The organism is Apilactobacillus intestinapis (assembly GCF_049166695.1).
Lineage (GTDB): Bacteria > Bacillota > Bacilli > Lactobacillales > Lactobacillaceae > Apilactobacillus > Apilactobacillus kunkeei_C.
Genome location: NZ_JBMHFD010000006.1, coordinates 12587 through 29008, shown reverse-complemented (window position 1 = coordinate 29008; position 16422 = coordinate 12587). Strand labels below are relative to the sequence as shown.

The window sequence follows — 16422 nt, the reverse complement described above, 5'->3', positions numbered from 1 at the left end:
CTTTTAAAATAAACTATGTTATTAATAATATCACAAACTAGCGGTCCAATGATACACAAAAAAAGCGTCTGATTATAAAATCAGACGCTTTTTATTATTTACGACGAGATTTTTTAGCTTTGCGAATTGCTTTTTCAACATTACGCTTGTGTTGCTTTTCAGCACGTAGCTTTTCTTCTCGTTCTCTTTGAATCTTCCAAGGGTTTTGAATAAACAATGTTTGTACAGCTTGGAAGGCATTTGTTACTACCCAATAAATTGAAATCGCAGCTGGAATATTTAATGCCATGAAGAAAATGATAACGGGCATCCCGAACATCATTCCCTTTGTCATCCCATTTTGCTCAGGTTGTGACTTCATTGCTAGCCATGAACTAATGAAAGTAAATACGGCGGCTAGAACCGGCATAATAAAGTATGGGTCTTTGTGTCCTAATTGTAACCATAGGAAATGACCTGACTTCAAAATATCTGTACGCCAGATAGCTTGGTATAAGGCCCACAAGATTGGTAATTGAACTAATAGTGGCAAACAACCAGCAACAGGGTTAACACCTGCTTCAGCGTATAGCTTTTGTTGTTCTTCACGAAGTAACTTAACAGTTTCAGTATCCTTTGATGAATACTTCTTTTGAAGTTCCTTTAACTTAGGTTGTAGTTCTTGGGTCTTCTTCATACTCTTGGTTTGATAAATCATCAAAGGCAAGATAATGATACGAACGATGATGGTGAAAGCAACGATACCCATTCCATAGTTAGAACCGAAGAATTTGGCTAACCAAATGATGGCTCTTGAGAAATTAAGTACGATAACTCCATCCCATAGACCGGTACTGTGTGAAGTAATTGGTTTATTACTACATGCAGTCAAGAAAAATACCAATCCTAAAATTGAAGTAAGTGAAAGATACTTTTTAAATTTTTTCATTAGTCTTCTCCCTCAACATAATCAGAATCAAGCAAGTTTGCTAATTTTAAAACATGCACCATATTCTTTTTAACTTCTTCCATTGATAGTTGGTCTGCTCTTGGACGAGCAATAACCAAGAAATCGACGTCTTGTCTTAGATATGGCTTTAATTCAGTCAAACTTTGTCTAACTCGTCTTTTTACCCAGTTTCTGTGAACGGCATTCCCAATTTTCTTACCAACTGAGATACCAACTCTAAAATGGGGTTGATCAGGCTTTTCCATTTGATAAATGACAAAAGTCCGATTAGCAACTGAATTATGTTTTTCAAAAACATTTTGGAATTCTGCTTCTTTTTTGACGCGATATGACTTACGCATAATCCATCTCCATTAAATTTTGTTCAATATAATGAAAAAGACCACTGAATGGTCAGTGGTCTATACAGTCAATGACTTTCTACCTTTTTTACGACGGCGAGCTAAAACTTTACGACCGTTGCTAGTGCTCATACGACTACGGAAACCGTGAGTACGTGCGTGCTTACGTTTCTTTGGTTGGTAAGTTCTCTTCATTACTAACCCTCCCTTATATATTTTGTATGTTTCTTTTCTATGTCAAATACATTTCCTAAACATAATACCATAAAAAAATTAATGATGAAACATAAAAATCAAATTCTTTCCCTAAAGGGATCCATTTTTTATCCACATTTTAATTTGTTTCATACACATTTTTAGATTTTTCTTGTTGATTAAAATTTTGCAATTAACAGGCTTTTCCACAAGTTTTCCACAAGTAAACAGCCTGTTATTAGAATTATACACAAGTTGTGCATAACTTTTTGTTTTTGTTGATATATCGGTTATACTTACCTGTGGATTATTAACATTTTTCTGTGGAAAACTCAAAAATTAGAGGTTTTTAATCGACTTATCAACAGGGTGTGGAAAATGAAATTAACAGGGTGTGAAACAATTATACACAAGCAGATGTGCTTGTGGAAAACTTTTTTTTAAAATGGTAAAATTACTAAAGATTTTTAACGGGAGGAAATGATTCATGGATAAAGACTCATTATGGGAAGCAATCAGTGAAGCTTTTGAAAAAAATTACTCCACTACAACCTATTCAACATGGATTGCTACGGTTAATCCCATTAGCTTAGTCGGAAATGAGCTAACGCTTGAACTTCCATCTCCTCTCCATCGTGATTATTGGGAAGATAAGTTAGAAGACTCTTTAGTAGAGTATTCATACCAAATAACTAAGAGAGATATCGTTCCAAAATTCGTTGTTGAAGGAGAACTTGGTAGTTCAGCTAAGAAAGATGATTCTGTTAAAGAGAATTCAAGCAGCGCAAACGATAATGAATTCTTACAAAACAGTCATCTAAATCCTAACTATACATTTGAATCCTTCGTTATCGGTAAAGGTAACCAAATGGCGCATGCGGCGGCGCTAGTTGTTTCCGAAGATCCAGGAAAAATGTATAACCCACTTCTTTTATACGGAGGTGTCGGATTAGGTAAAACCCACTTGATGCACGCAATTGGTAACAAAATTCTAGAAGACAATCCAACTGCAAACATTATGTATGTAACTAGTGAGTCATTCACCAACGATTTCATTAATGCGATTCAAAATAATGAAACCGAAGCATTCAGACAAGAATACAGAAACGTTGATGCACTGCTAGTTGATGATGTTCAGTTCTTCGCTGATAAGGACGGAACTCAAGAAGAATTCTTCCATACTTTCAATGATTTGTATGAAAATAAAAAACAAATTGTTTTAACTTCTGATCGTTTACCAAAGGAAATTGCCAAGTTGCAAGATCGTTTGATTTCTCGATTCGCCTGGGGACTTCCGGTAGATATTACCCCTCCAGACCTAGAAACAAGAATTGCTATCTTGCGTGCGAAAGCAGAAGCAGACGGGATTCAAGTTCCCCCAGATACGCTTAATTACATAGCTGGTCAATTTGATTCAAACGTTCGTGAACTAGAAGGTGCACTATCTCGTGTACATGCATTTGCTAACTTCAAAAAGGTTCCAATTACAACTGACTTAGTTTCAGAAGCCCTACGTGGCCTTAACAATGGTGATTCCAAACCTGAAATTACGGTTGAAAACATCATTAAATCAGTTTCAAATTACTACAACGTTTCTATAGACGATTTAAAAGGGAAAAAACGCGTTAAAACAATCGTCATCCCTCGTCAGATAGCGATGTATTTAAGCCGTACCTTAACTAATAGTTCTCTTCCAAAGATTGGTAACGCCTTTGGCGGTAAGGATCATACAACTGTTATCCATGCTTACGATAAAATAGCCGATGCAGTTCAATCTGATTCAACAATCAAAGAACAAATCCAAGAACTAAAGGAAACATTAGAGAGATAAGGGTGTGGAAAAACGTGGTAAGTTATCCACAGGTTATCCACATGTGCAAAACTTTGTGTCCGTAAGAGTAAATCGAGTTTTCCACAGTATACACAAGCCCTACTACTACTGTTTTAACTATATATATTAATTAATATTAAATACTACATTCGAGGAGACTTTCAAAATGAAATTTTCAATCAAACGATCAGCATTCATTCAAGGAATAAACATGGTTTCAAGAGCAATTTCATCAAAAACCACTATTCCTATTTTGACTGGTCTAAAGTTAAGTGCATCAAACGAAGGTTTGATCTTAACTGGTAGCAATGCTGATGTTTCTATCGAAACTGTTATTGACAGAAACGATGCAGATAACGAACTAATCATCGAAGAAGAAGGTTCAATCGTTTTACCTGCTAGATTCTTCAGTGGAATCGTTAAGAAATTACCTAGCGATAAAATGACACTTTCCGTTGCAAATGGTTTCCAAACTGAAATCACTTCAGGAACTTCATCATTCACTATCAATGGTTTAGATGCTGCTGATTACCCTCACTTACCTGAAATCGAAAACGATAACGAAATTTCATTATCAGGTGACGTGTTTAAGGAAATCATTAACCAAACTGTTATCGCCGTATCAAACCAAGAAAGTCGCCCTATCCTAACTGGTGTTCACTTTGTGCTAAAAGACGGTACTCTATTTGCTGTCGCAACTGATTCACACCGTCTAAGTCAACGTAAAGTTGCCCTACCAGATAACCAAGGCGAATACGACGTTATCATTCCTGGTAGCAGTCTTTCAGAACTATCAAAGATGATTTCAGACGATACTGAAAACGTTAAGATGAAGATCACCGAAAACCAAGTTCTATTCACTATTGGTAACACTTACTTCTACTCAAGACTTCTTGAAGGAACATACCCTGATACTTCTAGATTGATTCCAAAAGATTCAGAAACTAACGTTCAATTCGATGCCTACGAACTACTTGGTGCGATTGAAAGAGCTTCTCTTCTATCTCACGAATCAAGAAACAACGTTGTTAAGCTAACTATCAAGGCAAATGTTAAACAAGTAACCATCTCTGGTAACTCTCCAGACGTTGGTAACGTTGAAGAAGAAGTTGAAAGCAAGGAAGTTGCCGGAAATGACTTAGAAATTTCCTTTAACCCTGATTACATGAAGGACGCCCTACGTGCCTTTGGACACTCAATGATCAATGTGTCATTCACATCATCACTACGTCCATTCACCCTTGTTCCTTCTGAAGATGCTGAAAACTTCATCGAATTAATCACCCCAGTACGTACTTTCTAGGGATTTTAATAATTCATCTAATAAAACGCGAGCCCCGTCTAATAAAGGGTCGCGTTTTTTTAATTTACGAATTAATAATTGTTTGAAATTTTGTAATTTTAGTCTAAGATATATTAAAAGGAGGGGTTTGCATGTCTAAGATAAAGTCAATCCAGGACTGGACCTACAACAATGGATTAGATTTCACATACCTAAGTGATCCGAAAACAATTCAATACTTAACTGGGTTTTACAGTGATCCGGTAGAGAGGGTATTAGCATTAATCGTATTTCCTGAAAAGGATCCGTTTATGTTTGCACCCGCATTGGAAGTAGAAGCAATTAAAGATACTGGTTTTCCATATGATGTTTATGGATACTTAGATCATGAAAATCCATGGCAAAAGATTGCTGCTCATGTCCAACAAAGAGTGGCAACGCCAAAATCAGCAGGAATTGAAAAAGAAAGCTTAACAGTTGCACGTCTAGAAAGTTTACACAGAGAGTTGCAAGATGTAACTTTTGAAACTGACGTCACTGATTACTTGAACACAATGCGTTTGATTAAGACTCCAGACGAAATCGAAAAGTTGAAGGAAGCGGGTAAAGAAGCCGACTTTGCTTTCGAAAAAGGTTTCGCAGCATTAAAAGCAGGGAAGTCAGAAAAATCAGTCGTTGCTGAATTGGAATACGCACTAAAACAAAAGGGTGTCATGGAAATGAGTTTTGATACCTTAGTTCAAGCAGGGGCGCATGCTGCTGAACCACACGGTGCAACCTCCGATAATTTAGTAAAAGAAAATGAAATGGTGCTATTTGATCTAGGAACAGTGCATGATGGATACATCTCAGATGCCACCAGAACTGTTGCCGTTGGTGAAATTAGCGACAAACAAAAAGAAATTTACGATGTCTGTCTAGAAGCTCAATTAGCTGCGATGGATTTCGTTAAACCAGGTGTAACAGCTGAAGAAGTCGATAAGGTCGCAAGAGACATTATCGAAAGGGCGGGATATGGCAAATACTTCATTCACCGTCTAGGCCATGGAATGGGGATGTCTGAACACGAATTCCCATCAATCATGGAAGGAAACAAGATGGTATTGAAACCAGGAATGTGTTTCTCAATCGAACCTGGAATTTATGTCCCAGGATTCGCTGGTGTCCGTATCGAAGATTGCGTTTACGTAACCGAAGATGGATGCGAACCATTTACTCATACACCTAAAGAAATTAAATATTTATAAAATAAGACCCCTTAGAAAGTTATCTAAGGGGTTCTTTTTGCGTTTAAAGTGATTTTTTAAGGATATGAGCGATTTTGGCATGGATTTAACAAACTAGTAAGCACTTTTATATAATTGCTTAGAAAGGCGAAAATCAGCTTATAAACTATACTTTTGACGTCCAAAAGGGTATAATAATACATAGGAAAAGGTGGGTGAAGTTTTGAAAAAGAATGTTTTCATCGATACCGAATATATAACATTAGGTCAGTTGTTGAAGGAAGAAGATATCGTATCTTCCGGTGGTCAAGCTAAGTGGTATTTGAAGGACCATGCAGTGAAACTAAACGACGAACCTGAAGATCGTCGTGGTAAGAAATTATACGACGGGGATAACGTTGAAGTTATTGATGTTGGTTTGTTTTTTATTCGCAAAAAGTAGGCTTTATTTATGAAATTAAGAGAACTCAAATTACGTAATTTTCGTAATTATAGCGATGTAGAGGTGCAGTTCTCACCTTCAATTAACGTCTTGTTGGGTAACAATGCCCAAGGAAAGACCAACATGCTAGAAGCAATCTATGTTTTGGCATTAACGCGTAGTCATCGTACCAATAACAATCGCGACTTGATTAATTGGGAAAATGAAAATGCGCAGGTCTATGGCGAGGTTGAAAAAGAACTAGGCACCACCAAATTGGAAATCGATTTGGGAAAGAAAGGCAAACGTGCAAAAGTAAATCAACTCGAACAGGCTAAACTATCCTCCTATGTGGGTGAACTAAACGTGATTTTGTTTGCTCCGGAGGACTTATCCATCGTTAAGGGAGCGCCAACGGTTCGCCGTCGCTTCATGGACATGGAATTTGGTCAAATGAGCAGTCAGTATTTATACAATAATTCTCAATACAGAAAGATTCTAAAACAACGAAATAATTACCTAAAGCAGCTTCAGCTAAAAGAGGCTTCGGATAAGCTTTATCTAGATGTCTTATCAGATCAATTAGCTGCTTATGGTGCCAAGTTAATTTTTCAACGTTTGGAATTATTGAAGAAGTTGCAGGGATGGGCAGCAAATATCCATGCCGAAATTTCTCAAGGCAAAGAAGAATTGAAGTTTAAATATGTTTGCGCATTAAAGAAAAAACAGCAGACCAATGAAAATGACATTTACACCGGTCTAAAGGAATTGTTTGACGAAAACAAGGACAAAGAAATTAGACAGGGTAATACGTTATATGGTCCGCATCGTGATGATTTACAGTTTATTATCAACGGAAAAGATGTTTCGACGTTCGGCTCACAGGGCCAACAAAGAACATCCGCACTTTCGGTTAAGTTAGCCGAAATTGATTTGATGAAGGAAGAAACGAACGAATATCCAATCCTATTGTTGGATGATGTTTTATCCGAGTTAGACGATAATCGTCAGACTCATTTATTAAAGTCAATTCAAGATAAAGTGCAAACGTTTTTGACGACTACGAGTCTAAGCGGAATTGCTCGCGATTTAATATCTGATCCAAAGGTGTTCAATATTTCAAGTGGGCAAGTCGTAGAAGAATAGTCTGAATTAGGGGAGGAATAAAGTTGACTGAAAATGAAAAAGAAGAACAAAGAAGAAAAGCTGACGAATATAATGCCAGCCAAATTCAAGTTCTAGAAGGTCTAGAAGCGGTACGTAAACGTCCAGGTATGTACATTGGATCAACCAGTGTTCAAGGTCTCCACCATTTGGTATGGGAAATTATTGATAATGGGATTGATGAAGCCCTAGCTGGTTTCGCCGACACTATTCACGTAACTGTTGAAAAAGATAACAGTATTACAATCGTCGATAATGGACGTGGGATTCCTACTGATATCCAAGAAAAAACTGGAAAGCCAGCCCTAGAAACAGTATTTACTATCTTGCATGCCGGAGGTAAGTTCGGTGGTGGCGGATACAAGGTTTCTGGTGGTCTTCACGGGGTTGGGGCATCAGTTGTTAATGCATTATCAACTGAATTAGATGTAACCGTAACTCGTGATGGTAAGAAGTACTACATGGACTTCAAACGTGGTCACGTTAACACCAAGATGAAATTCGTTGGTGATGATGATCCAGATAACCACGGTACTAAGGTTCACTTCCTTCCAGATCCAGATATCTTTACTGAAACAACCACTTACAACATCAAAACTTTAACCGAAAGAATTAGAGAACTTGCTTTCTTAAACAAGGGACTAAAGATTTCACTTCGTGATAACCGTCCAGAAGAACCAACATACGAAGAATTCCATTACGAAGGTGGTATCAAACACTACGTTGAATACATCGATAGTGAAAAGACACCATTATTCGAAGAACCAATCTATGTTGAAGGAATGGAAAATGACATTTCAGTTGAAGTTGCACTTCAATACACTGATGATTACCACAGTGAAATGAGAACATTTACCAACAACATTCACACCATCGAAGGTGGTACTCACGAAGAAGGTTTCAAACGTGCATTAACTCGTGTTATCAACGATTACGCTCGTAAGAACAACCTATTAAAAGAAAAAGACGATAACTTAACTGGTCCTGACGTTCGTGAAGGTTTAACAGCCGTTATTTCTGTTAAGCATCCGGACCCACAATTCGAAGGACAAACTAAGACTAAGTTGGGTAACTCAGACGCAAGAACTGCTACTGATCACATCTTCTCAGAACACTTTGCTAAGTTCTTATTTGAAAACCCAACCTTGGGTAAGCAAATTGTTGAAAAGGGTGCATTAGCATCTCGTGTCCGTGCCGCTGCTAAGCGTGCGCGTGAAGTTACCAGAAAGAAATCAGGACTAGAAATTTCTAACTTACCTGGTAAGTTAGCAAACAATACTAGTCGTGACCCTGAAATTTCTGAATTATTCATTGTCGAAGGGGACTCCGCGGGTGGATCTGCTAAGCAAGGTCGTTCCCGTTTGACCCAAGCAATTTTGCCAATTAGAGGTAAGATTTTGAACGTTCAAAAGGCGACAATGGACAAGATTTTAGCCAATGAAGAAATCAGATCAATGTTTACAGCAATGGGTACTGGTTTCGGTAATGACTTTGATATCGAAAAGGTTCATTACCACAAACTAATTATCATGACCGATGCCGATGTCGATGGTGCCCACATTCAAACACTTCTATTGACATTGATTTACAACTACATGCGTCCATTAATCGACGCTGGATATGTCTACATCGCTCAACCACCTTTGTATCGTTTACAACAAGGTAAGATGATTAGATACATTGCAAATGATGATGAATTGGAACAATGGAAGGCTCAATTGCCTGCATCTCCAAAACCTAGCATCTCTCGTTACAAGGGTCTTGGTGAAATGGATGCCGAACAACTTTGGGATACTACTATGAACCCAGACAACCGTCGTCTACAAAGAGTTGAAGCAAAGGATGCTGCACAAGCTGCTGAAATCTTTGACATGTTGATGGGTAACAAGGTAGAACCACGTCGTAAATTCATTGAAGAAAACGCCACATTCGTTGAAAACTTAGACATTTAACATGAATGTTTCATGTGAAACATTTTAATGTAACGACCATGAATTGGAGGTAAAAACATTGGCCAATAATGAAGATTTATCAAGCCATCGTATTGAAAACGTTGACTTATCTGAAAAAATGAAAACATCATTCTTGGACTACGCAATGAGTGTTATCGTTGCGCGTGCCCTTCCTGATGTTCGAGACGGAATGAAACCAGTTCACAGAAGAATCCTATACGATATGCGTGAACTTGGTTTAACTCCTGACAAACCATTCCGTAAGTCTGCCAGAATCGTAGGGGATACTCTTGGTAAGTATCACCCCCATGGTGATGCTGCAGTTTATGGATCAATGGTTAGAATGGCCCAAACATTTAGTTACAGATATCCATTGGTTAATGGACATGGTAACTTCGGTTCTGTCGATGGTGATGGTGCCGCTGCCATGCGTTATACCGAAGCAAAACTAAGTAAAATTGGGATGGAAATGCTAAGAGACATCAACAAGGATACTGTCGATTTCCAAGATAACTTCGATGGTAGTGAAAGAGAACCAGAAGTATTACCTTCTCGTTTCCCTAACCTACTTGTTAATGGTGCTTCCGGAATTGCCGTTGGGATGGCTACAAACATTCCTCCTCACAATTTAAGCGAAGTAATCTCAGCAATTCATATCTTAATGAACAATCCAGAAGCTACTACTGCTGACTTGATGGAAGCATTACCTGGACCTGATTTCCCAACCGGTGGGGTCGTTTTAGGTAAGTCTGGAATTAGAAGAGCTTACGAATCTGGTAAGGGTAGCATCGTGCTACGTGCTAAGACTGAAATTGAAGAACAAAAGAGTGGTAAGCAACGCATTATCGCTACTGAAATTCCATACATGGTTAACAAGGCGAAGTTAATCGAACACATCGCTAACCTTGTTCGTGACAAACGACTAGATGGGATTACAGATATCAATGATGAATCTGACCGTGATGGTATGAGAATCGTGATTGATGTTAGACGTGATGCATCTGCTCAAGTCGTTCTAAATAACCTATATAAGCTAACATTAATGCAAACTAGCTTTAGTTTTAACATGCTAGCTATCGTTGAAGGTACTCCAAAGATTTTAAGTTTGAAAGAAATCTTAAATGAATACTTGGAACACCAAGTTAACGTTATCAAACGTCGTACTGAATACGAATTAGCCAAAGCTGAAAACCGTGCTCACATCTTAGCCGGTTTAATCGTTGCTTTGGATAACATTGACCGTGTTATTACAATCATCCGTGAATCACAAACCTCAGCAATCGCTAAGGATCAATTAATGAGTGAATTCTCACTAACCGATAAGCAAGCCCAAGCTATCTTGGACATGCGTCTTGTTCGTTTGACTGGTTTGGAACGCGACAAGATTGTTAGCGAACATGCCGAACTATTAAAAGACATCGAACGTTACAAGGAAATTCTAGGTAGTCGTGAAAAGATTAATGAATTAATCTATCAAGAATTACTAGAAATCCAAGAAAAATACGGTGACGAAAGAAAGACTGAACTACGTGTTGGTGAAGTTCTAAGTATCGAAGACGAAGATTTAATCGCTGAAGAAGATATCATGATTACATTGACTCACAACGGTTACATCAAACGTACTGCTACTTCAGAATTCAAGAGCCAAAACCGTGGTGGTCGTGGTGTGCAAGGAATGGGTGTCCACGATGATGACTTCATCGAACACTTACTAGCAACTACTACTCACCATTCATTACTATTCTTTACCAACCTAGGTAAGGTTTACAGAATGAAGGGTTACGAAATCCCTGAATACGGTCGTTCCGCTAAGGGGATTCCAATCATCAACCTATTAGGAATTGATACAGATGAAAAGATTCAAGCTGTTATTCCAGTTGACGATAACGAAAGTAACGACGGCAAGTTCTTATTCTTCACAACCCTAAAGGGAACTGTAAAACGTACACCAATCGATGAATTCCAAAACATCAGAAGTAATGGTCTAAAGGCTATTCACTTGAAGGATGAAGACGAATTGATGCGTGTATCAACAGTATCTGAAGACCAAAACATTATTATTGGTACTCACTTAGGTTACTGTGTCAGCTTCAAGGTTTCAGACGTTCGTTCAATGGGACGTTCTGCTACCGGGGTTCGTGGTATCCGTCTAAGAGAAAATGATTACGTAGTTGGTGGGGATGTATTAGATCCAAACGACAACGTCTTCGTTATCTCTGAAAATGGTTACGGTAAGCAAACTCCTGCTTCCGAATACCAAATCAAAGGCCGTGGTGGTAAGGGTATCAAGACAGTTAACGTGACTGAAAAGAACGGTCCATTAGCTGGATTGACTACTGTTGCCGGTGATGAAGATATCATGCTTGTTACTGACAAGGGTGTTATGATCAGATTTAGTATTTCTGACGTTTCACAAACCGGTCGTGCTACTCTAGGGGTTCATTTAATCAAGATTGATGAAGATTCTAGAGTATCAACTGTTGCCCGTGTTCAAAAAGAAGACGAAACAGAAGATGATGCTGAAGAACAAACCGCTGAAGTAAGTTCTGACAATGCAGAATCAACTGACGAAGCAAATAACAACGACGAAGAATAATCGTCAAACAAAAAAAGCTTTCATGTAGGATATCAAAGTCCTATGATGAAAGCTTTTTTATTGTGGTTGTTCACCAATAAATCTATAATTAATCCTTAATACACTTTATAAAACGGGGGGGTGAGCGAATGGAAAAACAAAATCAACTAACGCAGAGCCAATCCAACCAACAAATTATTAAGTCACTGACGAGTAATGGGCTGGGGGCTTTTAGTTATGGAATATTCCAGTACGGAATTAGTTTCATGCTATTGCATGCCACCCATTCTCCATTGAGCTTTGGGATGAACATTGCCGTCGGTCCCTTGATTAGTTTATTGACGTTTATTCCGATTGGAAACTTTGTCGATACCCACAATCATAAGCGCATTATCTTTTGGGGCTATGTCCTAAGAATGATTGGTTTTCTTGCATTAGCATTAGCACTACCATTTTTCCACGGTGGATCATTATTGATTCCTGTCGCGATTTTTATTGCGATTGATTCTATCTTGGTGAACCTGAGAAACACAGCGTACTCAGCATCAATTCGTCAATTAGTGAGAATGTCGGATGTCGCAAAACTGACTTCGCTCACCACCGCAGTTGCATCAGCTTCTAGAATATTATCGCCCGTCTTAGGGATTACGCTGTATGCCTTGATTAGTGTCGAGGGATTAATCGCTTTAGAAATCTCAGCGACGGTAGTAGCTATGTTAATTATGATGTCGCTTCATTTCTACGAGGTTAAAGCGGAAAAACAAGAACGCGTATCGCAAAGACAACAGTTTAAACAAACCCTTCAATACGTTAAAAGACGGCCATTTATTCGAGACAGTATTGTGGCGGAAATCGTGGTTAACTTCTTCTACACGGCTGTTGTTACCGGGAGTCCATTCATCATCGTTAACCAATTAGGGTTGCCCAATTCGGTAGTAATTTGGACGGAAACCGGATACTCAATTGGTTATCTAACTGGTAGTTTGATTACCAGTCGATTAAGGCAACAAAATCACTTTGGAATTAAGATTATGTCGACCATGATTTTGGTTGGAATCAGTCTAGTTGGCTTAGGATTACTATTCACCGTTACCAAGAATCAAATGATTGTTTCGGTAATTGGGATGCTATTGTCATTATTGATGGAATTATCCTTTGCCATCTTTGACTTGGCGATTGAAATTCGTCTTCAAAGTACCGTTGAACATAACATTTTGGGCAGGGTTAGTTCCACACTTTATACTGTTGGGTATGCCATCATGCCATTTGGAACCTTGGTATACACATGGTTATATGACATTTTCCCAAATGGTAGTTTGATTATGATTATTAGCGGTGTGATTTTAATAGTCTATACCGTGTTTAGTATTTCTCAATTCGTTAGAAACATTAAAAAAGATGATTTGTATGTGGAGGAGCATGCGGATCAGATTAATTAAGGAGAATAATATGCGTTCAAAGAAACATCATTCACCAGAAACGGTTAAACAAATTCATGATTTTTTTAAATACACGAAAATAGCCGTGGTTAACATTATCTTGTTGTCACTTTGCTATGATGTCTACGACTTCATTCGAAATTCTGGCAGGATGGATTTGGCAAATGTCTTATTTATATCAGCTACCAGTAGTATGGTTGTATTTTCGGCCGTTGCCTTTGATAAGGATGACTTCTTAAGTATGAGTAAAATTGTTATTTCAATCAGTTTCGTAGTCTATACAATCTCCTCAATTCTATGGAGCTGGCTTTTTATTTATTTAGTCGGCAAGATAGATCAAATGATCTCATCAATTTATTTTGAACCGGTTATTCATTTTATCGTTAATTTTTTGAGATATACTTTTCCATCAATTTCCCTTCAAATGGTCTTTATATATATACTGTTTGTGGTTTATAAAATCATCATGCGTAAAGATGATTGAACGTAAAGTATAATAAATTAATAAATTCTTAATTAAAATTTTATTAAATTGGTGATAGAATTAAAACATATCAAGAATTGAGGGGATATTCTTATGACTTTTAAGAGAGATTTGAAGACTTTGTTGTTTGTCTTTTCATTGTTCCTATTGATTGCTATGGGAGTTAACGCTAATGCTAGCGTTAAGACATACCATCAAAGGGGATATGCTTTGAAGGGTGGTTATGCAACACACTTCGTAAACAACGGAAACTATGCATACATTCCAAAGTACAGTTACGGTTCTAGCGATGGATACTACGAAAGCTCTACTTACCAATCAAGTTCATACACTATGTTTGCAAAAGGTGGAAATTTCCGTCGTAATGCCAAAACTAGTTTTTACCTACCAGTTTCATACAAATCAAGTGGTGATCTTGGAAATCCACAAAGTGTCGCTATTTCAAGATCTGGTCAATACGCTTACGTAATGTACCCAGATACTGAAAACACCATTATTAGATACGACCTTTGGAAGCTACAAAGTTTAGGTATTGATACTACCAACATGGCTCAATTAAGAATGGGTGTTAGAGATCGTGACCCACAAATTATGTCAGCCATCAAGTTTGGTCCTAAATTTGACGCCGGTCATGGTCAATCACTAGCATTGAACCCAAAGACTAATACGCTATGGTATGTAAAAATGGGCGTTGTGACAACTTCACCAACATTAGTTGAAGTTAGTCCAACTACATTAAAACCAATTAAGCAAATTAAGTTTAACTTCAGTCCTTCATACTCAATTAATAATGAATTAGCGATTGATAACAACGGAAACTTCTATACATACGTTAAATACCGTATGCAAGGTAAATCCGCTGGTAGAATCGTTATCTTCAAGGGACAAGTTAAGAACAACCGTGTTACTTTCCAAGCTATCAAGCAAGGTTTAGCAAACGGTCAAGGTTTCCAAACTCAAGGAATGGGTTACAACCCAGCAAATAATCGTTTATACCTAGTTTCTGACGGTGTTATTTCATCAATTCCAGTAAACAAGTTAAACAAATTACGTCCAAGTGATGTTAGAACAACTAAATTTAAGACTAACCTAGAATTCGAAGGAATTGCCTTTAACCAAGCTGGTTTAGGATACATCCTAACAATTCGTGGATCACAACTATTTACTATTAATAACTTTTAAAAAATAACAGGAATGTTTATTTGCGTATATATAAATGTATCGCAGAAAAACAATCCCGTTTTTTGTATTGAATATTTTATTTTTTAATGTTAAACTTATTGAACGTGAGTATTGGTTATAAATAACTCGTACTCCTTACTCAACCCAAGAGGTTGGGTCTAAAGTCCACAAGGAGGTGTAATTCATGGAAGAACACAAATATGAAATTACTTACATCATTCGTCCAGATATGGAAGAAGGAGCTAAGAACGACTTAGTTGCTAAGTTCGACAAGGTTCTAACTGACAATGGTGCTAAGATTATTGATTCAAAAGACTGGTCAAAGCGTCGTTTCGCTTACGAAATCGCCGGTTACAACGAAGGTGTATACCACATCGTTAACCTAACTACTGCAGACAAGACTGCTCTAGACGAATTCGACCGTCAATCAAAATTCAGTGATGACATTCTACGTCAAATGACTGTAAGAAGATAATTTAGAATTTAAACGTTTTAAAAAAGAGAGGAGTAATTTTCAGCATGATTAATCGTACAACTTTAACTGGTAGATTAACACGGGATGTTGATTTGCGATACACTCCAAGCGGTTCAGCCGTAGGTAACTTCACTTTAGCTGTTGATCGTAGTTTTACCAACCAACAAGGTGAAAGAGAAGCAGATTTTATCAACTGTGTTATCTGGCGTAAATCCGCTGAAAACTTTGCTAACTTCACCCATAAGGGTGCTTTGGTTGGTATTGATGGACGTATTCAAACAAGAAATTACGAAAATCAACAAGGCCAAAGAGTATATGTTACTGAAGTAGTTGTAGAAAACTTTGCATTACTAGAACCTCGTTCAAGTAACCAAGGTAACAACAACGCCGGCAACAATGCTCCTCAAGCAAATGCAGGAAATAACAATCCATTTGATTCATCAAACAACGCCCCATCAAATAATGGTGGCAACAACTCAGCGGATCCGTTCGCTAACTCTGGTGATCAAATTGATATTTCCGATGATGATTTACCATTTTAATGTGTAAATAAAAGAGGAGGGAAATTTAATGGCTCAACAAAGAAGAGGTGGCCGTCGTCGCCGTAAGGTTGACTTCATCGCCGCAAACCACATCGAATACATCGATTACAAAGATACTAACCTATTAAGTCGTTTCGTATCTGAAAGAGGTAAGATTTTACCACGTCGTGTTACTGGTACTAGCGCAAAGAACCAACGTAAGTTAACTCTTGCTATCAAGCGTGCACGTATCATGGGCTTAATGCCATTCGTTTCAGAAGACTAAAAATAACTTTTTAACTGGGATTGATTTTTTATCGGTCTCAGTTTTTTTATGCTCAAAAATACCGATATAAAGGGGATACAAATAATGTTTGTAGCTCCT

General features: G+C 37.8%; 15 protein-coding genes. 12 read left to right on the top strand and 3 right to left on the bottom strand.

The genetic code is table 11. From position 1 onward, the window contains the following. Positions 1-94: 94 nt before the first annotated feature. Genes yidC through rpmH form a run of 3 tightly spaced genes read right to left on the bottom strand, consistent with a single transcriptional unit; the run spans position 95 to position 1485 of the window. Positions 95-928: a membrane protein insertase YidC gene (gene yidC / locus ACOMA7_RS04970; protein WP_034530614.1), complete on the bottom strand. Its 834-nt coding sequence runs from the start codon at positions 926-928 to the stop codon at positions 95-97. Continuing rightward, a complete protein-coding gene (gene rnpA / locus ACOMA7_RS04965) occupies positions 928-1290 on the bottom strand; it encodes a ribonuclease P protein component (RefSeq protein WP_034530615.1) in 363 nt (120 codons plus the stop codon). The genes yidC and rnpA overlap by 1 nt, the downstream gene beginning before the upstream one ends. A gap of 60 nt (positions 1291-1350) precedes the next feature. Then, the gene (gene rpmH / locus ACOMA7_RS04960; RefSeq protein WP_034530627.1) at positions 1351-1485 is read right to left on the bottom strand and encodes a 50S ribosomal protein L34; all 135 of its coding nucleotides are present in this window, start codon (positions 1483-1485) and stop codon (positions 1351-1353) included. 487 nt (positions 1486-1972) lie between these two features. On the opposite strand from rpmH, the gene dnaA reads away from it, so the two are divergent. The 12 genes from dnaA to rpsR all read left to right on the top strand — a co-directional run bounded on the left by dnaA (position 1973) and on the right by rpsR (position 16323). Next, positions 1973-3316 (top strand): chromosomal replication initiator protein DnaA, encoded by a 1344-nt coding sequence (gene dnaA / locus ACOMA7_RS04955; RefSeq protein WP_421392350.1) that lies wholly within the window; start codon positions 1973-1975, stop codon positions 3314-3316. A 166-nt stretch (positions 3317-3482) separates the two neighbouring features. Beyond that, positions 3483-4619, top strand: a complete 1137-nt coding sequence (gene dnaN / locus ACOMA7_RS04950) for a DNA polymerase III subunit beta (RefSeq protein WP_034530629.1) — start codon at positions 3483-3485, stop codon at positions 4617-4619. Positions 4620-4750: 131 nt separating this feature from the next. Further along, positions 4751-5845 carry a M24 family metallopeptidase gene (locus ACOMA7_RS04945; protein WP_421392347.1) on the top strand — a complete coding sequence of 365 codons (1095 nt, stop codon included), beginning with the start codon at positions 4751-4753 and terminating at the stop codon, positions 5843-5845. Positions 5846-6047: 202 nt separating this feature from the next. Next, entirely contained in the window at positions 6048-6266 is a 219-nt protein-coding gene (yaaA, locus tag ACOMA7_RS04940; protein ID WP_171819640.1) for a S4 domain-containing protein YaaA, read from the top strand. A gap of 9 nt (positions 6267-6275) precedes the next feature. Beyond that, on the top strand, positions 6276-7391 hold the full coding sequence (gene recF, locus ACOMA7_RS04935) for a DNA replication/repair protein RecF (RefSeq protein ID WP_034533759.1): 1116 nt from the start codon (positions 6276-6278) through the stop codon (positions 7389-7391). 23 nt (positions 7392-7414) lie between these two features. After that, on the top strand, positions 7415-9361 hold the full coding sequence (gene gyrB, locus ACOMA7_RS04930) for a DNA topoisomerase (ATP-hydrolyzing) subunit B (protein ID WP_034533762.1): 1947 nt from the start codon (positions 7415-7417) through the stop codon (positions 9359-9361). 118 nt (positions 9362-9479) lie between these two features. Next, the gene (gene gyrA, locus ACOMA7_RS04925) at positions 9480-11957 is read left to right on the top strand and encodes a DNA gyrase subunit A (RefSeq protein WP_421392417.1); all 2478 of its coding nucleotides are present in this window, start codon (positions 9480-9482) and stop codon (positions 11955-11957) included. Positions 11958-12085: 128 nt separating this feature from the next. Continuing rightward, the gene (locus ACOMA7_RS04920; RefSeq protein WP_421392343.1) at positions 12086-13375 is read left to right on the top strand and encodes an MFS transporter; all 1290 of its coding nucleotides are present in this window, start codon (positions 12086-12088) and stop codon (positions 13373-13375) included. A 577-nt stretch (positions 13376-13952) separates the two neighbouring features. Further along, on the top strand, positions 13953-15041 hold the full coding sequence (locus tag ACOMA7_RS04915) for an SdiA-regulated/phytase-like domain-containing protein (RefSeq protein WP_054607689.1): 1089 nt from the start codon (positions 13953-13955) through the stop codon (positions 15039-15041). A gap of 184 nt (positions 15042-15225) precedes the next feature. After that, positions 15226-15516 (top strand): 30S ribosomal protein S6, encoded by a 291-nt coding sequence (rpsF, locus tag ACOMA7_RS04910; RefSeq protein WP_053791249.1) that lies wholly within the window; start codon positions 15226-15228, stop codon positions 15514-15516. Between the two features lie 44 nt (positions 15517-15560). Continuing rightward, positions 15561-16058 carry a single-stranded DNA-binding protein gene (gene ssb / locus ACOMA7_RS04905; RefSeq protein ID WP_034533769.1) on the top strand — a complete coding sequence of 166 codons (498 nt, stop codon included), beginning with the start codon at positions 15561-15563 and terminating at the stop codon, positions 16056-16058. Positions 16059-16086: 28 nt separating this feature from the next. After that, positions 16087-16323, top strand: coding sequence for a 30S ribosomal protein S18 (gene rpsR, locus ACOMA7_RS04900; RefSeq protein ID WP_034530639.1), 237 nt, complete (start codon positions 16087-16089; stop codon positions 16321-16323). The last annotated feature ends 99 nt before the right edge of the window (positions 16324-16422 follow it).